Annotated in this window: 20 protein-coding genes; 10 read left to right on the top strand and 10 right to left on the bottom strand. The window is 72.9% G+C overall.

Annotated elements, in window-relative coordinates; translation table 11 throughout:
- Positions 1-52 precede the first annotated feature (52 nt).
- Positions 53-310, bottom strand: coding sequence for a hypothetical protein (locus DEJ16_RS02495; RefSeq protein ID WP_110823521.1), 258 nt, complete (start codon positions 308-310; stop codon positions 53-55).
- A gap of 142 nt (positions 311-452) precedes the next feature.
- Positions 453-1,466 carry an alpha/beta hydrolase gene (locus DEJ16_RS02490; protein WP_110823522.1) on the bottom strand — a complete coding sequence of 338 codons (1,014 nt, stop codon included), beginning with the start codon at positions 1,464-1,466 and terminating at the stop codon, positions 453-455.
- Between the two features lie 64 nt (positions 1,467-1,530).
- On the opposite strand from DEJ16_RS02490, the gene DEJ16_RS02485 reads away from it, so the two are divergent.
- Both DEJ16_RS02485 and DEJ16_RS02480 read left to right on the top strand, forming a co-directional pair.
- Positions 1,531-2,385, top strand: coding sequence for a polyphosphate kinase 2 family protein (locus DEJ16_RS02485; protein WP_258365770.1), 855 nt, complete (start codon positions 1,531-1,533; stop codon positions 2,383-2,385).
- Between the two features lie 259 nt (positions 2,386-2,644).
- Complete coding sequence (locus tag DEJ16_RS02480) at positions 2,645-4,810, top strand: DEAD/DEAH box helicase (protein ID WP_110823524.1); 2,166 nt, start codon at positions 2,645-2,647, stop codon at positions 4,808-4,810.
- Positions 4,811-5,012: 202 nt separating this feature from the next.
- Here the strand turns inward: DEJ16_RS02480 and DEJ16_RS02475 are convergent, their stop codons facing one another.
- On the bottom strand, positions 5,013-5,525 hold the full coding sequence (locus tag DEJ16_RS02475; RefSeq protein ID WP_110823963.1) for a DinB family protein: 513 nt from the start codon (positions 5,523-5,525) through the stop codon (positions 5,013-5,015).
- A 110-nt stretch (positions 5,526-5,635) separates the two neighbouring features.
- Here DEJ16_RS02475 and DEJ16_RS02470 point away from each other — a divergent pair, with 110 nt between their 5' ends.
- Together DEJ16_RS02470 and DEJ16_RS02465 are read left to right on the top strand one after the other, a co-directional pair.
- Positions 5,636-6,805: an exonuclease SbcCD subunit D gene (locus DEJ16_RS02470; protein ID WP_110823525.1), complete on the top strand. Its 1,170-nt coding sequence runs from the start codon at positions 5,636-5,638 to the stop codon at positions 6,803-6,805.
- Positions 6,805-9,858, top strand: a complete 3,054-nt coding sequence (locus tag DEJ16_RS02465; RefSeq protein WP_110823526.1) for an AAA family ATPase — start codon at positions 6,805-6,807, stop codon at positions 9,856-9,858. Before DEJ16_RS02470 ends, DEJ16_RS02465 begins: the two co-directional genes overlap by 1 nt.
- A 137-nt stretch (positions 9,859-9,995) precedes the next feature.
- Here DEJ16_RS02465 and DEJ16_RS15645 read toward each other — a convergent pair whose 3' ends face one another.
- Together DEJ16_RS15645 and DEJ16_RS02460 are read right to left on the bottom strand one after the other, a co-directional pair.
- Positions 9,996-10,172: a hypothetical protein gene (locus DEJ16_RS15645; protein ID WP_181419450.1), complete on the bottom strand. Its 177-nt coding sequence runs from the start codon at positions 10,170-10,172 to the stop codon at positions 9,996-9,998.
- Positions 10,169-10,975 carry a class E sortase gene (locus DEJ16_RS02460; RefSeq protein WP_258365768.1) on the bottom strand — a complete coding sequence of 269 codons (807 nt, stop codon included), beginning with the start codon at positions 10,973-10,975 and terminating at the stop codon, positions 10,169-10,171. Before DEJ16_RS02460 ends, DEJ16_RS15645 begins: the two co-directional genes overlap by 4 nt.
- Positions 10,976-11,078: 103 nt before the next feature.
- Between DEJ16_RS02460 and DEJ16_RS02455 the strand changes: the two genes are divergently transcribed.
- Positions 11,079-11,570 (top strand): GNAT family acetyltransferase, encoded by a 492-nt coding sequence (locus DEJ16_RS02455; protein ID WP_110823527.1) that lies wholly within the window; start codon positions 11,079-11,081, stop codon positions 11,568-11,570.
- An 18-nt stretch (positions 11,571-11,588) separates the two neighbouring features.
- Here the strand turns inward: DEJ16_RS02455 and DEJ16_RS02450 are convergent, their stop codons facing one another.
- Positions 11,589-12,509, bottom strand: coding sequence for an EamA/RhaT family transporter (locus tag DEJ16_RS02450; RefSeq protein WP_110823528.1), 921 nt, complete (start codon positions 12,507-12,509; stop codon positions 11,589-11,591).
- Positions 12,510-12,545: 36 nt separating this feature from the next.
- Between DEJ16_RS02450 and DEJ16_RS02445 the strand changes: the two genes are divergently transcribed.
- From DEJ16_RS02445 to DEJ16_RS02430, 4 genes are all read left to right on the top strand, one after another.
- Positions 12,546-13,772, top strand: coding sequence for a CPBP family intramembrane glutamic endopeptidase (locus DEJ16_RS02445; protein WP_146232787.1), 1,227 nt, complete (start codon positions 12,546-12,548; stop codon positions 13,770-13,772).
- Positions 13,773-13,781: 9 nt separating this feature from the next.
- Entirely contained in the window at positions 13,782-15,629 is a 1,848-nt protein-coding gene (recQ, locus tag DEJ16_RS02440; protein WP_110823530.1) for a DNA helicase RecQ, read from the top strand.
- Positions 15,630-15,921: 292 nt separating this feature from the next.
- On the top strand, positions 15,922-16,284 hold the full coding sequence (locus DEJ16_RS02435) for a hypothetical protein (protein ID WP_110823531.1): 363 nt from the start codon (positions 15,922-15,924) through the stop codon (positions 16,282-16,284).
- A 162-nt stretch (positions 16,285-16,446) separates the two neighbouring features.
- Positions 16,447-17,328 (top strand): NAD(P)-dependent oxidoreductase, encoded by an 882-nt coding sequence (locus DEJ16_RS02430; RefSeq protein WP_284175850.1) that lies wholly within the window; start codon positions 16,447-16,449, stop codon positions 17,326-17,328.
- Positions 17,329-17,334: 6 nt separating this feature from the next.
- Here the strand turns inward: DEJ16_RS02430 and DEJ16_RS02425 are convergent, their stop codons facing one another.
- Entirely contained in the window at positions 17,335-17,523 is a 189-nt protein-coding gene (locus tag DEJ16_RS02425; RefSeq protein ID WP_110899798.1) for a hypothetical protein, read from the bottom strand.
- A gap of 38 nt (positions 17,524-17,561) precedes the next feature.
- Positions 17,562-18,071 carry a MarR family winged helix-turn-helix transcriptional regulator gene (locus DEJ16_RS02420; RefSeq protein WP_110823533.1) on the bottom strand — a complete coding sequence of 170 codons (510 nt, stop codon included), beginning with the start codon at positions 18,069-18,071 and terminating at the stop codon, positions 17,562-17,564.
- A 163-nt stretch (positions 18,072-18,234) separates the two neighbouring features.
- On the opposite strand from DEJ16_RS02420, the gene DEJ16_RS02415 reads away from it, so the two are divergent.
- A complete protein-coding gene (locus tag DEJ16_RS02415) occupies positions 18,235-19,125 on the top strand; it encodes an alpha-E domain-containing protein (RefSeq protein ID WP_181419418.1) in 891 nt (296 codons plus the stop codon).
- Between the two features lie 80 nt (positions 19,126-19,205).
- Here the strand turns inward: DEJ16_RS02415 and DEJ16_RS02410 are convergent, their stop codons facing one another.
- Both DEJ16_RS02410 and DEJ16_RS02405 read right to left on the bottom strand, forming a co-directional pair.
- Positions 19,206-20,552, bottom strand: coding sequence for an MFS transporter (locus tag DEJ16_RS02410; RefSeq protein WP_110823535.1), 1,347 nt, complete (start codon positions 20,550-20,552; stop codon positions 19,206-19,208).
- Positions 20,549-21,013, bottom strand: a complete 465-nt coding sequence (locus DEJ16_RS02405) for a MarR family winged helix-turn-helix transcriptional regulator (RefSeq protein WP_110823536.1) — start codon at positions 21,011-21,013, stop codon at positions 20,549-20,551. The genes DEJ16_RS02410 and DEJ16_RS02405 overlap by 4 nt, the downstream gene beginning before the upstream one ends.
- Positions 21,014-21,043 lie beyond the last annotated feature (30 nt).

Raw genomic sequence — 21,043 nt, 5'->3', positions numbered from 1 at the left:
CCCTGCATGCATCGGGTCGTGCGACCGTGCGGCCGACGGCACGCAGACGGTGTCAGCGGCCGTCGGAGTCCTGGTCGAGCTCGCGGAACCAGGACACCAGCACGCACGTCACGGTGACGAGGAACACGACCGCCGCGACCGGTGTGACCACGGTTGCCTGCCCGACGGCAGCGCCGTACCAACCGGACGCCACCGTGACGAAGAAGGAGAGCCCCAGCAGGAGTTCCGCGGCGGTGCGGACCGACGTCCAGCTGCCGGTGCGGGCACGCACGGCGGAGGTGGCCGGGGCGGAGATCGAGGGGTGCGTCACCCGCCAAGCCTGACGATCCGTCGACATCATCGACAGTCCCGCTCCGGGTGCCACCCGTGCGGGGCACGTCACCCCGGAGCACGTCACCCCGGGGAACGGTCAGCCGGGCCGGACGGCGCCGGCGTCAGCGTCAGCGTCAGCGTCAGCCCAGGTTGTCGCGCAGGAACGCCGTGACCCGCCGGCTCATCGCCCGGTCGAGCTGCGCGATCGAGTGCGCCGACCCCTGCACAGCGACGAACGTCACCGGGACGCCGTGGTCGCGCAGGGTCGTCGCGAAGCGCTGCGACTCCCACAGCGGGATGAACTCGTCGGTGGAGTGCCCGATGAAGAACGGCGCGGTCTCCTGCGTCACCTGGTACATCGGCGACGCTCGTCCGGCCGCCGGGCACGACCGGTACGACTCGCACCCGAGGTACAGCAACTGCTTCCGCTGGAACGAGGCAGCGACCCCCTCAGCACCGGTGGACCGGACCGTGAGGTCGGTCGGCCCGCTCAGGTCGACGACCGCCCGGATGCGGGAGCCGTCGGCGTAGGCGCTCGACTCGTGGTCCTCGACGGCCAGGAGCGCGGCCAGGTTGCCGCCGGCGCTGCCACCGAACACCCCGACCCGGTCCGGGTCGACGTCGTACGTCTGCATGGTGGTCGGCCGGAAGACGAAGTCGAGCGCGCGACGGACGTCGTCGAGACCGGCCGGGAACGGGTCGGTCGGTGCGAGGCGGTAGTCGACGTTGAACGTCACGAACCCCTCGGACGCCAGGAACTGACAGACCGACCGGTACGCCGCCGTGGCCTTGTCGCCGTGGGACCAGCTGCCGCCGTGGATCATCATCACGGCAGGGCGCGAACCGACCTCGACGCGGTCCGGCTCCTCGGATGCCGGCGCGGTCGGCGTCGGCATCGGGGTGGGCGTGGACGTGCTCTCGGGCGGACTGTCGGCCGGCAGGCACACGTCGAGCTGCTGCAGGGGGTCCTGCCCGTACGGCACGTCCGGCACGACGTCGATGCCGTGGTACTCCAACGACAGCGGGTAGATGACGGGGTCGGCGGTGACGGTGCTGTTCCCGTCCCCGGTCCCGTCGACGGTGCACGACGCCGCTGCGCCGACGACCGCGGCCGCGGCGACGAGCGCGAGCAGGGTACGGCGGCCGGACTTCATCGCCAGCCACGGTACATGGGCAGGTGGGGGTGCCAGGATGGACGCGAGATCCGCAGGAGGACCCGTGAGCCGTCAGAAGTCCTGGAACGCCGACCCCGAGCCGCTCCTGCGCGTCGGCTCGGGGTTCCGGCTCGACACGGTCGACCCCGACGCCACCCCGGGGTTCCCGGGCCGCAGAATCGACGGGCTGGAAGCGCTCGCCGCGGGCGCCTCCCGCCTGGCGGCCCTGCAGGAACGGCTCTGGGCAGCGGCGACGGCGGGGGACCAGCGCCGTGTGCTGCTCGTCCTGCAGGCGATGGACACCGCGGGCAAGGGCGGCATCGTGTCCCACGTGGTCGGCGCGGTCGACCCCAACGGCGTGCGCTACGCGGGTTTCAAGGCCCCCACCGCTGAGGAGCGCGAGCACGACTTCCTCTGGCGCGTCGAACGGCAGTTGCCGGACGCGGGACAGCTCGGCGTCTTCGACCGCTCCCACTACGAGGACGTGCTGGTCCAGCGTGTCCGGCAGTTCGCCGGACCGGACGAGATCGAACGGCGCTACGGCGCGATCGTCGACTTCGAGCGCCGGCTCACCGAGCAGGGCACGACGATCATCAAGGTGATGCTGCACATCTCGAAGGACGAGCAGCGCGAACGACTCGGCGACCGCCTCGACCGGCCGGACAAGCACTGGAAGTTCAACCCGGGCGACATCGACGACCGCCTGCTCTGGGACGACTACCAGGACGCGTACCAGGTGGTCTTCGACCGCACCGCGACACCGGAGGCCCCGTGGTACGTCGTGCCGGCGAACCGCAAGTGGTACGCCCGTCTCGCCATCCAGCAGCTCCTGCTGCGCGCCCTCGAGGACATGCACCTCTCGTGGCCCGCGGCGGACTTCGACGTGGCCGAGCAGCGCCAGCGGCTCGCCGAGTCCTGACCCGACCGCCGGGAGGCCCGTCCCACTTCCGCCTCCGATCCCACCGGTCGACGGGGCTGGTCTGACGGGGCCGGGTCGCGTATGCTTGATCGGTCGGCCTTCGACACCGCGGCCGCGAGCCGCGGACGTGTTTGGGTGTTGTGTAGTTCGAGGGCTGGAATCGCGTCGATCGACGTTGCGATGAACCCCCTTTCCACGAGCCGCCCCCGCCGATGTCGCTGCCGGGCTGCGTGGTACGTCTGCACCCCGGAAAGAACACATGGCCCCGTACGACAAGGGCGCGAACTCCCGCGCCGACCGCACCGACCGCACGCGCCACCCGAACGGCACCCCTGCCGCTCGCAGCGCCAAGCACCGCGGCTTCCGCGCTGCCGAGCCGACGGCTCCCCGCCAGAAGCAGCGCTGGGACGCCGACGAGCGTCGTTCCCGTCCGTCCTCGGGCGAGCGCCCGAACTGGGAGCCGCGCGACAGCCGCGGCAGCCGCCCTGCGTGGGAGCCGCGCGGTGCGGGCCGCCCCGCGCGCGGTTCGGACCGCGACGAGCGTGCGCCGCGCTCGTTCGACCGCAACGCTCCCTACTCGCACGGCCGTCCCGACGCTCCGCAGGCTCCGCGTCGCGCCGGAACCGGCTCGCAGGGGCCCAGTGCTCCGCGCCGTGACAGCGACGACCGTGCTCCTCGTCGGTTCGACCGCGACGAGCGTGCGCCGCGTTCGTTCGACCGTAACGACCGTGCTCCGCGCCGTGACAGCGACGAGCGTGCGCCGCGTCGCTTCGACCGTGACGACCGCGCCCCGCGCAGCTCCAACCGTGATGACCGTGCGCCGCGTCGTGACAGCGAAGAGCGTGCGCCGCGTCGCTTCGACCGTGACGACCGCGCGCCGCGTCGTGACGCCGATGACCGCGGCCCCCGTCGCTTCGATCGCGATGACCGCGCGCCGCGCAGCTTCAACCGTGATGACCGTGCGCCGCGTCGTGACAGCGACGAGCGTGCGCCGCGTCGTTTCGACCGTGACGACCGTGCGCCGCGTCGCTTCGACCGTGACGACCGCGCGCCGCGATCGTTCGACCGCAGCGATCGCGCCCCGCGTCGTGACAGCGATGAGCGTGCGCCCCGTCGCTTCGACCGTGACGACCGCGACCGCGCCCCGCGTCGTGACGACGCTCCTCGCGGCCACTTCGTCCCGGCCGACGACGTCAAGCTCGAGAAGCTCCAGGCCGAGTCGATCGTGGCCGCGGACGTCGAGGGCGTGACCTTCGGCGACCTCGGCATCGGCGGCAACATCTCCCGCGCGCTGGCCGAACTCGGTGCGAGCAGCCCGTTCCCGATCCAGGCGGCGACGATCCCCGACGTCCTGGCCGGCAAGGACGTCCTCGGCCGAGGCCGCACCGGGTCGGGCAAGACGATCGCGTTCGGTGCGCCGCTGGTCGAGAAGCTCATGGAGCACGGCGGCGGCACGAAGCGCAAGATGGGCCGCGCCCCCCGTGCGCTCATCCTCGCCCCGACGCGCGAGCTCGCCCTGCAGATCGACCGCACGGTGCAGCCGATCGCCCGGTCGGTCGGCCTGTTCACGACGCAGATCTACGGCGGTGTGCCCTACGGCCGCCAGGAGGGTGCCCTCCAGCGTGGCGTCGACATCATCGTCGGCACCCCGGGCCGTGTCCAGGACCTCATGAAGAAGGGGACGCTCGACCTCAGCGAGGTCATCATCTCCGTCCTCGACGAGGCCGACCACATGTGCGACCTCGGGTTCCTCGAGCCCGTCCAGGAGATCCTCTCCGCGACGGCCGAGGTCACCCCGCAGGGCAACCGCGCGCAGAAGCTCCTGTTCAGCGCGACGCTCGACACCCAGGTGGCAGCGCTCGTCGAGGAGTTCCTGCACGAGCCGAGCGTGCACGAGGTCGCGGGTGAGGACCAGGCGTCCTCGACCATCGACCACCGCGTGCTCGTGGTCGAGCAGCGCGACAAGGACCGCGTCCTCGAGGAGCTCGTCGCCGGTGAGGGCAAGACCATCGTCTTCGCCCGGACCCGCGCCTACGCCGAGCGTCTCGCCGACCAGTTCGAGGACGCCGGCATCCGCGCGACGTCGCTGCACGGCGACCTCAACCAATCGCGACGCACGCGCAACCTGCAGCTGCTCACCAGTGGCCGCGTGAACGTGCTCGTCGCCACCGACGTGGCGGCCCGCGGCATCCACGTCGACGACGTCTCGCTCGTCGTGCAGGCCGACGCCCCGGACGACTACAAGGCGTACATGCACCGGTCCGGCCGTACGGGCCGTGCCGGCAAGGAGGGCACCGTCGTCACGATCGTCCCGCGCGGCCGTCGCCGCAAGATCGAGGGCATCCTCGAGCACGCGGAGATCGAGGCGGACCTCGTCGAGAGCGGCCCCGGCGACCGCATCATCGCGGAGCTCGCCGCGCGCTGACCCGACCACGCGCGCACAGGAGGCCCGGTACCAGCTGGTACCGTCCCTCCAGGCACGGCCGCCACGCCGCTGGCGCGTCGTGTCGGAACCTGCTGGTGGGGCCCACCTCCTGTCCGTCGTCCCCGCGGAACGCAACGAGGGCGACGACGCGCAACGCGACGGCGTTGCGTCAGGTCGCCGGGGTTGCGTGTCGCGGGGATCGTCAGCGGTTGAAGAAGAGCACGCCCCGGGCGTAGCCGGCCTGGCCGGCGTGCTGGATGCAGTCGTCGAGGATGCTCACGAGCCGCACACCGACGGTCACGGGCGGGTCGTACGAGTCGTCGACGACGGTCTCGAGGTCCTCCGGCGAGAGCGTCTGCAGGTACGCGACCGTGCGCGCGTGCACCGCGTCGAGGTACCCGGTGAGGAGTGCCGCCGACGCGCGGACGCGACCGACGTCGTCGCGGGACATGCCGTACCCGAGCGCCTCGGCGGGGAAGGGCAGACCGAAGCGTTCGACCCAGCCGTCCGCCGTCCACACCTGTTCGGTACCGGCGAGGGCGGCGACCTGGGCGTCCTGACCGCGGGCGATGTGCCAGGCGAGCCAGGCGAGCGTGTTCGCCCCGGCGGCCGGTCGGGACGCGAGCTGGTCCTCCGACAGGCCGTCGACGGCGCGTCCGACGGTCTCGGGCACGCGGGAGAACGCTTCGACGAGGAGTTCGGCGGGAGTGGTCATGTGTCCGACCGTACGCCGCCGGTCGTCCACCGGTGCCCGCGGTCGTCCGGTCCTCCACAGGGTCAGCGTGGGCGTCCGGGATGTCCCCGGCGGCCGTTACCGTGGCTCACATGCGGATCCTGCACACCGGCGACTGGCACCTCGGGCGCACCCTCCTCGGTGCGGACCTGCTGGAGCACCAGGCGGCGTTCCTCGACCACCTCGTGCAGGTCGTCCGCGAGCGGTCGGTCGACCTCGTGGTGGTCGCGGGGGACGTTTACGACCGGGCGATCCCGCCGGTCGAGGCAGTCCGCATGCTGTCCCACGTCCTCGAACACCTCGCGGAGACGGCGACCGTCGTCGTGACCCCGGGCAACCACGACTCCGCGGTCCGACTCGGATTCGGTGCGGGCGTCATGAGCGACCGGGTCCGGATCCTCGCCGAGCCGTCCCGGCTCGCGGAGCCGGTGCTGGTCGACACCGACGACGGCGGCGGTCCGGTCGCGGTGTACGGCATCCCCTACCTCCAGCCCGACATGGTGCGGTACGCGCTCGCGCCCGTGCCCGACGAGCCGCTCGCCCGCTCGCACCAGGCCGTCGTCGGCGCGGCGATGGACCGCGTGCGGCGCGACCTCGCGGAACGCCCCGGCACCCGGTCGGTGGTCGTCGCGCACGCCTTCGTCGGCGGCGCGCTGCCGAGCGACAGCGAGCAGGACATCCGCGTCGGGGGCGTCGACCGGGTCGCCGAGTCCACCTTCGACGGCGTGGACTACGTCGCCCTCGGACACCTGCACGGGCCGCAGCGCGTCGGTGCAGGCGACCGTATCCGGTACGCCGGATCCCCCCTGGCCTTCTCGTTCGGCGAGCGGAACCACACCAAGTCCGTGACGCTCGTCGAGCTCGCGGCCGACGGGGCCGTGACGGTCGACCTCCTCCCGACGCCCGTACCGCGCCGGCTCGTCGACGTGCGCGGCAGCATCGCCCAGATCGAGTCCGGGGTGTTCGCGGAGCACGCCGACGCATGGGTGCGGGTCGCCGTGACGGACACCGTGCACCCGGAGCGTCTCTACGCCCGGGTGAAGGACCGCTTCCCGCACGCCCTCGCCATCACGCACGAGCCCGCAGACGTCCCCGACCGGACACCGGCGCGAGCCGTCAGCGCGACGTCCGACCCGGTCGAGGTCGCCGCGGACTTCGTGACCTACGCCACCGGCGGCCGTCCGGACGACGTGGAACTCGGGATCCTGCGCGACGCCTACGAATCGGCAGCGGCCGCCCTGGCCGAGCAGGGAGCACGCTGATGTACCTGCACCGCCTCGACCTCCGCGCCGTCGGCCCGTACCCGGACCTCGTCTCGATCGACTTCGCCTCGCTCGCCGCGTCCGGGGTGTTCCTGCTCGAGGGTCCCACCGGATCCGGGAAGTCCACGATCATCGACGCGGTCGTGTACGCGCTCTTCGGCGGCCTCGCCGGCAGTGACGCCAGTGCCGATCGACTGCACAGCCAGCACGCCGACCCCGCCGTCGAGCCCTTCGTGGACCTGGTGTTCGAGACGGGTGCGGGCGTGTACCGCGTCCGTCGCACGCCGCCCTACGACCGTCCGAAGCAACGGGGGAGCGGCACGATCCGGCAGCAGGCGTCCGCGCAGCTCTGGCGACTCGCCGACCCGTCGGACCTGGTCGGCGAACCGCTGTCCCACCGGGCGCCGGAGATCGGCGCCGAGGTCGCCCGCGTCGTCGGCCTGAACCGCGACCAGTTCCTGCAGACCGTCGTGCTGCCCCAGGGGGAGTTCGCGAAGTTCCTCCGCGCTCCCGGTGAGGACCGTCGGAAGCTCCTGCAGTCGCTCTTCGGGACCGCGGTCTACGACCGGACCGCCGACGAACTCGCGGCGCGGCGACGGGCTGCGGTCGCCGAGGTCGAGGCGGCGGACGCCCGGGTGCGCGACGCGCTCGGCCGGTTCAGCCAGGCCTCCGGGGACGACGACGCCGACGAGTCGACCGCCGGCGACGTCGTGGCCGTGCTGCACCGGACCGCGGCCGCGCACGAGGACGCACGCGCCCGCGCCGCGGCCACCGCACAGCACACCGTCGCCCACCTGCAGGACCTGACCGCGCGCCAGGCGGCCGTCGACCGGCGCCGTGACCTGCTCGCCCGCCAGGACGCCATCGCCGCCGGAGTGCAGGCCGTCGCCGAGCACCGGACCGCCCTCGTCCTCGCGGACCACGCCGCCGTGGTCGTGGCGGTCGCGGACGGCGCCGCCTCGGCGGAGGACCGCCTCACCGCGCTGGTGGGCGAGCGCTCGACGGTCCGCGACCGGCACGAGGTCACCGATCCGGCACCCCGGGCGACCCACGACCGGCTCGCGGCGGTCCTCGCCGACGTCCGGCACCTCGTCGAGCTCGAGCGGACCCTCGCCGACCGGACGGTCGCGGTCGGGACCGCGGTCGAGGAGCTCGAACGGACGCGCACCCGGATCGGTACCGCCGCCGAGGCACTCGCTGCCCGGCCGGACGAGCGTGCCGCGATCGTCCTCGCGGCGAGCCAGGCAGCCGACACCGCGGCCGATGCCGATGCTGCTGCACGCGCGGTCGAGACCGCACGGGAACTCGCGCGTCTGCTCGCCGCACGGGCCGCCGCTGCCGACACCGCAGCGCACACCGCAGCCGCCGTCAGCGAGGCGGCCGCCACCGCGTCCGGCGCACTCTCGGTCGAGAACGACCTCCGGGCTCGCCGCATCGCCGGCCTGGCCGGTGAACTCGGCGCGGCGCTGACCCCGGGCGACGTCTGCCCCGTCTGCGGTGCGGTCGAGCACCCGGCCGTGGCGCAGCCGCAGGAGGACCACCCGAGCGCCGACCAGATCGACCGCGCCGCTGCGTCCCGCGCTGACGCCGAGCGCGCCCTCGCCGCCGCGACGGCCGAGCACGCCGTCTCCAGTGCCGAGCTCGTCCGCCTCACCGAGGCCGTCGGTGACCACGACGACGCGTCCGTGGCTCGGCAGCGCAGCGAGGCGGAGGCCCGCCTTGACGCAGCCCGTGCCGCGGCCGACGCCGTCGAGGAGCACGAGCATCGGTTGCAGGCGCACGACCGGGTGACCCGGTCGCTCGAGGAGGACCACCACGACCTCGTCACGCGCAGTCGGATCCTCGCCGACCGCGTCGACGGAGACCGCGCTCGCATCGCCGACGACGAGCAGCGCGTTCAGGCGGCGAGACAGGCCGTGCTCGCGGTCGCCATCGAGGCCGAGTCAGCAGGTGCCGGGTCGGAAGCGAGGACCGCCATCGACCCCGGCGTCGACGAGACCCTGGCCGGCCTGGTCGGACGGGTCGAGGCCGTGGCCGCCGTGCTCCGTACCGTGGCGGACCTGGACGACCGCGTGACCGCCGCCGAGCGGGACGTCGCCGACCGCAAGGCCGAGGTCGACGCCGCCGTCCAGGCGCAGGGCTTCACCGACGTCGGCTCCGCACGGGCCGCCGCCCTCGACCGCACCGAGGCGGATCGACTCCGCGGGCTCGTGGCCGCCGCGGACCGGGAGCTGGCCGTGGTCGAGGCCGGACTCGCGGAGCCGGCGGTGGTCGCGGCAGCGGAGGACCTGGCGGCCACGACGGCGCGCGAGGACGGCGAGGGCAGCGTCGTGCTCGACCTCGACGCCGCCCGGAGCGCCCGGGATGCCGCTGCCGCCGCCCTCGACGACGCCACCCGAGCCGCAGCAGCCGCGGCCGAGCGTGCCGCCGCTGCGGAGCGGTGCGCCGCCGACCTCGCACGGGCGGTCCGATCACGGGACACCACGAGCGCCGAGAGCCGCGCGGTGGTCCGTCTCGCCGACATCGCCACCGCGGCACCGACCGCGAACCCGACCGGCATCACGCTCGGGACCTACGTGCTCATGCGGCGGTTCGAGGACGTCGTCGCAGCAGCCAACGACCGGCTGCGGGCGATGCTCGCCGGACGGTTCGCACTCGAGACGTCGGACGAACGGGAGACCGGAACCCGAGCCCGGCGGACCGGCCTGGCACTGGCGGTCCGCGACCACCTGACGGACAGCACCCGGGACCCGAGGAGCCTGTCCGGTGGTGAGACCTTCACGTTCTCGCTGTGCCTGGCGCTCGGGCTCGCCGACGTCGTGCAGGCGGAGGCGGGCGGGGTGTCGCTCGGCACGCTGTTCGTCGACGAGGGGTTCGGCACCCTCGACCCGGAGACCCTGGACGACGTCATCGGACAGCTGTCACGGCTGACCGCGGGCGGACGGCAGGTCGGCATCGTGAGCCACGTCGAGGAGCTCAAGCAGCGGATCCCCGAGCGGATCGCCGTCCGACGCACGCCCGAAGGCGGCTCCCGCGTCACCACCACCGTCTGACCTGCCGGACCCCTGTCGGGCAACCCGGTCGGCGCCAGCCGCTCAGCGCCAGCCGCTCAGCGCCAGCCGGTCAGCGCCGACCAGTCAGCGCCGGCCGGTCAGCGCTCTCCAGTCAGCGCCCGGTGATCGTCCGCCGGTCAGGGGGAGTGGGGTGCGTCCACGGTGCCGTCGGGCGGCGGCAGGATGTCGGCGGCGATCCACGGGAACACCCACGTGAAGAGGACGAACACGATCGCGACCAGGAGCACGAGCAGCTCGAGCACCTTGAGCGCAGTGGGGCCGGGCAGGAGGCGCCACACGAGGGGGAAGATCACTTGGCCGTCTCCGAGAGTTCCTTCGGCGTGCCGTCCGACGCCTGCATCCAGTAGTCCATCTTCGCGTGCACGATGTACCGCTCGGCAGCGGACCACATCGGGTGGCAGGCCGTCAGGGTGAGCCAGCGGTCCTCGGCGCCCGGCTCGACCCCGGGCTTGTTCGGCACCGGAGCGATGGTCTCGATCTTGTCCGGCGTGACGATCTGGCTGTCGGTCACCTTGTAGACGTACCAGACGTCGAACTCCTTCTCCGCGTCCGTGACACGGACGACGATCGAGTCACCGTCCTGCATCTCGGCGATCTGGTTGAGCGGCTTGCCGTAGGTGACACGGTGACCGGCGACGGCGAAGTTGCCCTCGGCCCCGGGCATCGCGGTGTCCTGGTAGTGCCCGAGCCCGATCGTGTTGAGGACCTGCTCGCGGTCCGTGCCCTCCCCGATCGGACGCGTGTAGTCCGCGCCGAAGCGGGGGATCTGCATGGTGCCGAACACGGTCGACAGCCCCGGCGGCTCCGACAGCACGGGTGCCTCGTCCCGGTGCTCCGGACCGACGGCCTTCTTGGTCTCCGGCTGCCCGAGCGTCTCCACGAGGGCGCTCTGCTCGTTCACGGCGACGACGTCCGTCCACCAGGCGGTCCACACCACGTAGAGCCCGGTGCCCGCTCCCGCGATGATGAGGAGCTCCGCGAGCAGTGCGACGAGCGCGCCGAAGACGGTCTGGCGGGGGCGTCGTCGCCGGGGCCGCTCGGCATCGGCCGCGTCGCGGGCGTCGCGTCGCGTCGGCAGCGTGTCGTGAGAGGTCACTGGGGCTCCGGTTCGTGTGGACGGCGCAGTAGGTCTATCAGACCACGGCGACGGCTCGCTGCGGGGATCATCCACAGGGCGGTCCACCGCTACCGTGGTGGAGATGGAGCACCTCATCCGCCCGTTCCGTCCCGAGGACACCGACGCCGTCGTCGCGCTGTGGGAGTCCTGCGGGCTCGTCCGACCCTGGAACGACCCCCGTCGGGACATCGCACGCAAGCTCACCGTGCAGCCCGAGCTGTTCCTGGTCGCGGAGGGCGCTGCCGGGGGTGCCCCGGAGGTCGTCGCCGCGGGCATGGCCGGTTTCGACGGGCACCGGGGCTGGGTGAACTACCTCGCGGTGCGCCCGGACCTGCAGGGCGGCGGGCTCGGACGGGCGATGATGGCCGAGTTCGAGCGGCTGCTCACGGACATGGGGTGCCCGAAGCTGAACCTGCAGGTCCGCGCCGGGAACGAGCAGGTGATCGCCTTCTACGAGACCCTCGGGTACGCGCCGGACCAGGCGGTCTCGCTGGGCAAGCGGCTCGTCGTCGACGATGCGGGTCCGGGGCCGGATGCGGCCGGAGTCGAGCGAGCGGACGCGGCCGGAGTCTGACGATTCCTCGCAGTCTTCTCAGGACAGGGCGAGCCCGACGGATGCGGCGAACGCCAGCACGATGCCCGTCGCCTGCACCGCGGTGAGCCGTTCACGGAGCACGAGCCCGGCGAGGAGGACCGTCCCGATCGGGTAGAGCGCGTTGAGCACGCTCATCACCGGCAGGGTCGACGGGTCGTCACTCGAGTGCAGGCCCGCCTGGATGAACAGGTTGGCGACGGCGTCGAGGACCCCGCACCCGACCACCACGAGCACGAGCGCCCGGCCCGGTCCGGACCGCACGGCACCGGACCCGGCGCCGGCAGGGCCGCCGGCCGACCCTGCGTCGTGTGGCGGGCCTCCCGGCCGGAGCCGCACGACCACGAGCGCCGCCGCACCGAGCAGGACCGCCTGCACGACCCGCGCCACCACGAGCGTCGCGACGCCCGCGTCCGTCGGTGATGCGTCGTACGCCAGGACGATCCCGCCGAGCCCGCACCCCGCCGCTGCTGCCGTGACGACCCCGCGGGCGGTCAGGCGGGCACCACCGCTGTCCGGCACCGCCGCCACGAGGACGACGGCGACGCCCGCCACGACGAGCGCGACCACCCCGAGCGGGGAGAGCACCGTGCCGCGGAGGAGGGCGACCGCGACCGGCACGACCGCGGTGAAGACCGCCGTCAGCGGCGACAGGACACTCATCGGTCCGGTCGCGAGCGCCGCGTACAGGAGGAGCACGCCGACGCCGCCGGAGACCCCCGCCACCACGCCCCATCGGACGGCCTCGCCGCCGAAGCGACCGCCGAGCAGGGCGAGTCCGACCAGGAGCGGCGCGAGACCGACGGCGGCGGCGACCGCCGTCACGGACACCGCCCGTGCCCGGCGGGACGCGAGGCCGCCGAGGAAGTCCGCGGCGCCGTAGACGACGGCGCCGGCGAGGCCGAGCAGCACGGTGATCACGGGTCCCATCCTGCCCGGACCGGTACCCTGCTCGGCGTGAGCGTTCCCTACCACCGGTTGCCCCGTGTCGATGCGGCTTGGCGGTGGTGGCGTCCGCTCGTGGCCCTGGCGGTCTTCCTCGGCTTCTACGTGCTGTCGCAGATCGTCATCGCGATCGCCTACCTCGTGCCGATCGGGGTGCAGCGCGGCCCGGAGGGGCTGAACGACCTGCTGGCGAAGCTGTCCGAGGGGGCGCTCGACCCGACGGACCCGCTCGTGTTGTCGATGTCGCTCGTGTCCCTCGTGGTGCTCCTGCCGGCGATCATGCTGTCGATGAGGATCGCGCGGCTCGGTCCGTACGGGCTGCTGTCCTCGATCCGGCTACGGATCCGGTGGGGCTGGCTCGGGTGGTGCCTGCTGCCGCTGCTGGTGCTGGGGATCATCATGTTCCTGCTCCAGTCGTGGGGCATGTTCGCGTTCGACGGCGGGCTGCACTGGAACACCGCCGCGATCGGTCAGTCCACCGTGTCGGTCAAGACGCTGACCGTGACGATCCTCCTGGTCGTCCTGCTCGTGCCGTTCCAGGCGGCGGCCGAGGAGTACGTCTTCCGCGGGTTCCTCATGCAGACCATCGGCTCGTGGATCCCGGTGCGGGTCGTCAGCACCGTGGTCGCCGTCGGGGTCTCGACGCTGCTGTTCGCCGTCCTGCACGTCCCGAACGGGTACAACATCTGGGGCATCCTCGACGTCGGCTCGTTCGGGCTCGTCGCGGCGGTCATCGTGCTCCGGACCGGCGGGCTCGAGGCGACGGTCCTCCAGCACGCGCTGAACAACATCATGATCTTCGTGCTGCAGGCGCCGGGCTGGTCCGAGATCGACCTGACCGGCGAAGGCTCGCAGGGCTCGTGGCAGGGCTTCGTCGTCACGCTGGCGTCGTCCCTCGGGTACTGGGGACTCGTCGAGCTCGTGGCCCACTGGCGGAAGCTGGACCGTCGGTTCCCCGGACAGGAGGCCCCGCGGTTCCGTGGACCGGTGCCGCCCTGGGCGGGCGGTCGGCAGTGGCTCCGGCCGGGAGGCCCGGGCTGGTCCGGTGCGCCGGCGCTCGGTGACGGGTCGGTCACCCCCGGCGACTCGGTGCGGGAGCCGGTGCGGGTCGGCGCCGGTGCCGACCCGGACGAGGGTGTCGGTGCGTCCGCCGATGCCGATGCCGATGCCGATGCCGGTCACGCCACGTCCGCAGCGGTGACTGTGGAGAAGTCCGGTGGTGTCGGCCCCCGGCCGTAGGCTCGTCGCATGAGTCCCACCGCGCCCGCGCCCGAGTCGGCGGGCACCCGCTCCGCTGCCCTCGACGTGCTGCACCGGGTCTGGGGGTACGACGCCTTCCGCGGGGAGCAGGCCGCGATCATCGACCGTGTCGTCGCCGGCGGGGACGCCCTCGTCCTCATGCCCACCGGCGGCGGCAAGTCGCTGTGCTACCAGGTGCCCTCGCTCGTGCGCGACGGCGTCGGCGTCGTCGTCTCGCCGCTCATCGCCCTCATGCAGGACCAGGTCGACGCCCTCGCCGCGAACGGCGTCCGGGCCGCGTTCCTCAACTCCACGCAGGCGCCGGACGAACGTGCTCGGGTCGAGCGCGCGATCGTCGCCGGCGAGGTCGACATGCTCTACCTCGCTCCGGAGCGCCTGAGGATCGAGTCGACGCGCGCGCTCCTGGACCGGGCCCGCATCGCGCTCTTCGCCATCGACGAAGCACACTGTGTCGCCCAGTGGGGGCACGACTTCCGGCCGGACTACCTCGAGCTGAGCATCCTGCACGAGCGCTGGCCGACCGTGCCGCGCATCGCCCTGACCGCCACCGCGACGCCGCAGACCCACCGCGAGATCTCCGCCCGGCTCGGACTCGACGACGCCGCCCACTTCGTCGCCGACTTCGACCGGCCGAACATCCAGTACCGCATCGAGCCGAAGACCGGCGCCCTGCAGCAGCTCCTGACGTTCATCCGCACCGAGCACAGCGGGGACGCCGGCATCGTCTACTGCCTCTCCCGCAACTCGGTCGAGCGGACCGCTGCCGCCCTGGTCGACCAGGGGATCGCCGCGTTGCCGTACCACGCCGGCCTCGACGCCCGGGTGCGTGAGCGCAACCAGTCCCGGTTCCTGCGCGAGGACGGCATCGTCATGGTCGCCACGATCGCGTTCGGCATGGGCATCGACAAGCCCGACGTCCGTTTCGTCGCGCACCTCGACCTGCCGAAGTCGGTCGAGGGCTACTACCAGGAGACCGGTCGTGCCGGCCGCGACGGACTGCCCTCGACGGCGTGGTTGGCGTACGGCCTGAACGACGTCGTGCAGCAGCGCCGGATGATCGACCAGTCCGAGGGCGACGCCGCACACCGCCGGCAGCTCAGCGCGCACCTGGACGCCATGCTCGCCCTGTGCGAGACGGTCGAGTGCCGACGGGTGCGACTGCTCGCCTACTTCGGGCAGGAGTCCACGCCGTGCGGCAACTGCGACACGTGCCTCGCGCCGCCGGAGTCCTGGGACGGCACGGTGCCCGCACAGAAGCTGCTGTCGACGATCGTGCGGCTCGACCGTGAGCGCGGGCAGCGGTACGGGGTGGCGCACCTCGTGGACATCCTCACCGGCAAGCAATCGCCGCGCGTGCAGGAACTCCGGCACGACACCCTCGCGACGTTCGGCATCGGCCAGGACCTGTCCGACGCCGACTGGAAGGCCGTCGCGCGCCAGCTCCTGGCACAGGGGTACGTGGCGGTCTCCGGCGACGGGTACGGCACGCTCGTCCTCAGCCCGACCAGCGCCGACGTCCTGGCCGGACGGGTCGAGGTCCGGATGCGTCGCGACCCGGTCAAGGCGCCGCGTGTCGGTCGCTCCCGCCGAGCCGTCGTGTCGGACATGCCGCAGGAGGCCATGCCGCTGTTCGAGTCGTTGCGACAGTGGCGAGCCGGACAGGCACGCGAGCAGGGGGTCCCGGCGTACGTCGTGTTCAACGACGCCACCCTGCGCGGGATCGCCGCGGTACGACCGTCCGACCTCGACGAGTTGTCCGAGATCTCCGGAGTCGGTGCGGCCAAGCTCGAGTCCTACGGGCGTGCGGTCCTGGACGTGGTCGCCGCCGCCGGGTGAGTTGCGGGCGCCGGGTATTGCAGATGTGAAATACGCGCACTATGCTCGGTCCCACTCGCCGGCACCGACATCGGCGGGACATCCGACTCCTCCTCGGGAAAGGTCCGCTGTGTCCTCCACGCCGCTCTTCGACGCGATCGCCCGGCGAACGGCCGCGGCCGGCGTCACTCCCGCTGCCGGTCGTCCGTCAGGCGGTGCAGTGTCCGCACCGGGCGTACCTGGTGCACCGGCCGCTCCGGTCCGACTCGATGCCCCCGCTGGACTGGCCGGTCCGAGCACGTCGGACCCCGCAGTGTTCACGAACCGCGCAGTGCTCACGGACCGCGCAGTGCTCACGGACCGCGCAGTGCTCACGGACCCTGCAGTGCTCACCGCGCCCGCCGAGCCCACCGCGCCCGCCGAGCCCACCGCGCCCGCCCAGGCGACCCCTCCTGTCGCGCCGGTTCCTCCCGCCTCACCCGTCCCCACGGACCTCATCGCCGTGATCGACGGGATCCCCGCCCGCCTCCGCGCGTCTCTGGCGCGCGAGTACCCCGTCAGCCGTGAGCAGCTGCCCCTGGTCGAGGCGGTCGTCGACGCCGTCACCAAGGCGGTCGTCGACGCGATCGCCGTCGAGCTCGACCGGATCACCACGAGCGGCGTCATCCGGTCCTGACCCGCGGCGCGCACCCGGCGGCGCGCACCCGGCGGCGCGCATCCGGCGGTGCGCACCCTGCGGTGCGCGGGGCCCGACCCCGCCGCTCTGCCTCGACCCCACCGTCCTGGCTCGAGCCGACCGGGACGCCGCCCCGCGGAGCGGCGTACCGTCGACCTGGTCGTGGCGCTCGGGCCACGCGGTGAGGAGACCACGGTGCGCGTGTCGGTGTTGGGAACCGGAGCGATGGGAGCGGGTGTCGCGCAGTCGTTGCTCCGCGCAGGGCACGACGTCACGGTGTGGAACCGCACGACGGAGCGCGCGCGACCCCTCGCCGACCTCGGCGCGACCGTCGTGGCAGAGGTCACGGACGCGGTCGCCGATGCCCAGGTCGTGCTGCTGACCCTGTTCGACACCGACGCAGTGGTCGACGTCCTCGAGCAGGCCGCCGGTGATGCGCCGCAAGATGCCGTGTGGGTGCAGGCGTCGACGATCGGCGTGCCGGGCACGGAGACCGTCGTGCAGCTCGCCGCGAAGTACGGCATCACCCTCGTCGAGGCCATGATGCTCGGCACGAAGGCGCCGGCCGAGCAGGGCAAGCTGACCATGCTCGTCGCGGGCGATCCCGACGCGGTGTCCGTCGTCGAGCCCGTGCTCGATGCCGTCAGCGCCAAGGTCGTCCACGCGGGCGACCGGGTCGGCCAGGGGACTGCCCTGAAGCTGGCTGCCAACGCCTGGATCGCGTCGATCACCGCGGCCACCGGGCAGTCGTTGGCGATCGCCTCGGCACTCGGCCTCGACCCGCAGCTGTTCCTCCAGGCGATCGAGGGGTCGGCGAGCGACTCCGCCTACGCCCACACGAAGGGCGCGGCGATGATCGCGCAGGAGTTCCCGGCGCAGTTCGCCCTCGACGGTCTGCGGAAGGACATCGCTCTCATCACCGAGGCAGCTCGGGATGCCGGCGTCGACACCACCCTGCTCGACGCACTCGGCCGGGTCTACGCCGAGGCCAGCGCTGCCGGGCACGGCGGGGACGACATCGCGGCGGTCGGCACCGCGTTCTGACGACCGTCAGGACCGGCGGAACACCTGCCGGAGTCGTCGGGCGACCCGGCCCACGGACTCGTCGTTCAGGGTGTTCGCGAGCGTGAAGGCCTCCTGCGCGGGATCCGCGCCGTCCCGGATGCGTCGCAGTGCGGCATCTGCCCGGGCACGCGCGTCGAGTTCGGCCGCGGGCATGTCGTCCTCGGGCTCGCGCATGCCCTCAGCGTACGGCGGGACGTGTCGCGACACGGACGTCAGTGCTCGTCGTGGTCCGCGGACTCGTCGACGGCGCCCGCCATCTCGCGCAGGAAGGCCACGACCACGGCCATGTCCTCCGGGGGCAGGTGCTGCGCGACCTCGACGGCACGGGAGTCCAGGTCCCCGATGACGGCCAGGGCCCGACGCATCGAGCGACCCGTGGCGGTGAGGATGACCCCACGCCGGTCGGCCGGGTCAGCGTGCCGTTCGACGTGACCGGAACGGACGAGCCGGTCCACCAGCGCCGACGTCGACGCCGCGGTGATGCCGAGGCGCTCCGCGAGTTCCTTCGAGTTGACGGTCCGGCCGGACGTCTCGGCGTCGACGAGCACCCGCAGGGCCATCAACGCGTTCTCACCGATCCCGAGTTCCTCACGCACACGACGCTGGGCGGAGCTCTCGGCAGTGCGGTACCGACGCAGCGCGTTCAGCACGTCCACCGCGTCGACCCGGGAGTCCTCGCCGTACCAGAAACCCGGGGCTGCTGTCGTCACCTCGGAAGTCATGGGATCAATGCTAGACGGTCTAGTTAGTTTGTCTAGCGAGCGCGTCACATGCACGTCCACCGTCCAGGGAACGAAGCGAGCGACGGTCTGCAACACTCGGGACGTCATCCCGAAACACCCCGGCAACGCGCGGTCAGTAGGTTCGCCGCATGCAGGAGTCGCCGTGCTGAACCGACTCGCGCGGAGCGTCCACAGCGTCGGGGGCGCGGTCGAGCGGACGGACGTCGTCGCGCGTCTGCTGGACGTGCACCTCGCGCGCCGGGACCCCGCGGCCGAGACGGGCTCGATCGGCCGGAGCCTCCGCGGCGTCGTCGGCGCCACCGTGCCGGAGGACGCGGACCTCGGTCCGGACGCGACCCTGGAGGCCCTGGCGCTCGACCGCCACGAACCGGCCTCCATCGCCGCTGCGGTGGCGGTCGCCCGGGACGACGCGCGTCGTGCGCGTGACGTCGTCTCCACCGAGCTGTGGGACTGCCTCAACACGACGCGGTCGCGGCTGCCGCGCAAGATCGCGGGGGAGCGGGCGCACGAGTTCCTCGGCTGGGTCCGCGAACGGAGCGCCCTCGCGGTCGGGGTCGTCGACGGGGACGCCAGTCGCGACGAGGTGTGGGAGTTCTTCACCCTCGGTCGCTCGCTCACCCGGTTGACGGTGACCGCGCGGATGCTCGCGTCCGACCTCCTCGACCCGGCCTCGGCGGCGTCGTGGACGACCGCGCTGCGTGCCTGCGGTGCGGGGGAGGCGTTCCACCGCGAGCACCGGCGCGGCACGACGTCCTCGGAGGCGGCCACGTTCCTGCTCCTCGACGCGCACAGCCCGCGCTCGCTCCTCTTCCTCACCCGCCGCAGCGAGGAGTGCCTCGACGACCTCGTCGGCGTGCACCTGGCGGCCGAGGTCCGGGCGTTCGGCGATGCCCGCGCCGAGCTCGAGACCCTGACGCCGGACACCGCGGTCGACGCCGCCCGGTCCGCCGGAGCGCGGCTCGCGCTGGCCGCGGAGACGGTGACGGCGGCGCTGGACGCCCGCGTGTTCGCCGCACCCGAACCGGTCGGCTGACACCGGGCCGGACCGGGCCGGACCGGGCCGGACCGGGCCGGGCCAATCCGGGCCAGGGCCAGGGCCAGGGCCAGGTCAGGTCAGACGGCGCTCGACCGGTCCGCCACCACCTCGTCGTGCTCGAGGTCCCGGCGCACGGCCGCTCGGCTCGCCCGCGTCCCGACCACCGGTGTCGACCGCGTGACGGCGAGGTGCAGACGTGCGTCGGCGTCGTACCGCAGCCGGAGGTGCTGGGACCGGACGAGCCACAGGACGGCGATGGCGAGCGCGACGAAGCCCGCGAGCGCGCCCACGACGATCGCCCACCGCGGTCCCCAGGCGTCGGCGACGGCACCGACGACGGGAGCGCCGACGGGGGTGCCGCCGACGAAGATCGCCATGTAGAGCGCCATCACGCGGCCCCGCATGGCCGGGGTCGTGGTGGTCTGCACGAGGGCGTTCGCCGTGGTCATGAAGGTCAGGGCTGCGAGGCCGACGAAGGCGAGCAGGACCGCGAAGACCCAGTAGGTCGGGGCGAGGGCGGCCGCGGTGCAGGCGAGGCCGAACCCGCCGGCGGCGAGGACCAGCGTGCGCATCCGGGGAGCGTCGCGTCGTGCCGCGAGCAGGGCGCCGAGCACCGAGCCGACCGCCATCACCGAGTTGAGCAGCCCGAAGTCACCCGCACCCCGGTGGAACTCCACCCGCGCCATCGTCGAGGTGAAGATGGGGAAGTTCACGCCGAAGGTGCCGACCACGAAGACCATGGCGAGCACGACGAGGATGTCCGGCCGGGTGCGGACGTACCGGAACCCCGCGACGAGCTGCCCCTTCCCGCGGGCGGCCCGCGGGCGGTCGGCGAGCTGCCGTGGGTCGACGAAGCGCAGGGCCACGAGCACCGCGAGGAACGACCCCGCGTTGATGACGAACACCCACCCGGAGCCGATCGCCGCGATGAGGACCCCCGCGACCGCCGGGCCGACGAGCCGGGCGGCGTTGAACGACGCCGAGTTCAGCGCGACGGCGTTCGACACGTTCTCGCCCGTCACGACGTCGGACACGAACGCCTGTCGGACCGGGGTGTCGAACGCCGCGACGACACCGAGTGCGAGGGCGAAGCCGTACAGGGTCCACAGCGTCGCGGTGTCGGTGAGGACCATCACGGCCAGTCCGAGCCCGAGCAGTCCCATCAGGCCCTGGGTCACCATGAGCATGCGACGCCGGTCGAAACGGTCCGCGACCAACCCGGTCCAGGGCAGCAGGAGCAGTTGCGGACCGAACTGCAGCGCCATCGTGACGCCGACCGCGACGGCGTCGTCGTCGGTCAGCTGGGTGAGGACGATCCAGTCCTGGGCGGTGCGCTGCATCCAGGTGCCGATGTTCGACACGAGGGCGCCGGCGAACCAGATGCGGTAGTTGCGTCCCGAGAGGGACCGGAACACGGCGCTCACCGGGCGGCGAGCTTCCGCATGACGTCCGTGGCGGCGGCGAGGGTCCGTCGTTCCGCCGCGGTGAGGGCCGTGAGCCGGGGACTGAGCCAGTCGTCACGACGCTGCCGGGTCTCGGCGACCAGCTCTGCGCCGGCCGGGGTCGGGCAGAGCAGCACCTTGCGTCGGTCGTCCCCGTGGTCGTCCTTCGTCAGCAGGCCGCGACCGATGAGGACGTCCACGGTCTTCGTCATCGACGGGGGCGTGACGCCCTCGGCCCGGCTGAGGTCGGCGAGCGTCATCGGCCCGTCGCGGTGCAGCAGGGCGAGGGCGGAGAACTGGGCGTCGGTGACGGACGTGTCGGCCTTCTGCGCGCGGAGCGTGCGCGAGAGCCGGTTCACGGCCACACGGACGTCGGTCGCGAGTGCGGCGTGCGGAGCGGGTCGGCGACGCGCGGTGGTCGGGAGCGGGTCGGTGGCGGTCACGGATCGTCAGCCTACCTCATTAGTTCAGCG

This window comes from Curtobacterium sp. MCJR17_055 (genome assembly GCF_003224335.1).
In the GTDB taxonomy this organism is placed as follows: Bacteria; Actinomycetota; Actinomycetes; order Actinomycetales; family Microbacteriaceae; genus Curtobacterium.
This window is presented reverse-complemented; position numbering and strand designations above follow the sequence as displayed.

Bases quoted from the DNA above. Each gene is read 5' to 3' on its own strand.
- DEJ16_RS02420 (WP_110823533.1), bottom strand. From the start codon at position 18,071: ATGACTTCCGAGGTGACGACAGCAGCCCCGGGTTTCTGGTACGGCGAG.
- DEJ16_RS02455 (WP_110823527.1), top strand. From the start codon at position 11,079: ATGGAGCACCTCATCCGCCCGTTCCGTCCCGAGGACACCGACGCCGTC.
- DEJ16_RS02465 (WP_110823526.1), top strand. From the start codon at position 6,805: ATGTACCTGCACCGCCTCGACCTCCGCGCCGTCGGCCCGTACCCGGAC.
- DEJ16_RS02425 (WP_110899798.1), bottom strand. From the start codon at position 17,523: ATGCGCGAGCCCGAGGACGACATGCCCGCGGCCGAACTCGACGCGCGT.
- DEJ16_RS02475 (WP_110823963.1), bottom strand. From the start codon at position 5,525: ATGACCACTCCCGCCGAACTCCTCGTCGAAGCGTTCTCCCGCGTGCCC.
- DEJ16_RS02480 (WP_110823524.1), top strand. From the start codon at position 2,645: ATGGCCCCGTACGACAAGGGCGCGAACTCCCGCGCCGACCGCACCGAC.
- recQ (WP_110823530.1), top strand. From the start codon at position 13,782: ATGAGTCCCACCGCGCCCGCGCCCGAGTCGGCGGGCACCCGCTCCGCT.
- DEJ16_RS02470 (WP_110823525.1), top strand. From the start codon at position 5,636: ATGCGGATCCTGCACACCGGCGACTGGCACCTCGGGCGCACCCTCCTC.
- DEJ16_RS02490 (WP_110823522.1), bottom strand. From the start codon at position 1,466: ATGAAGTCCGGCCGCCGTACCCTGCTCGCGCTCGTCGCCGCGGCCGCG.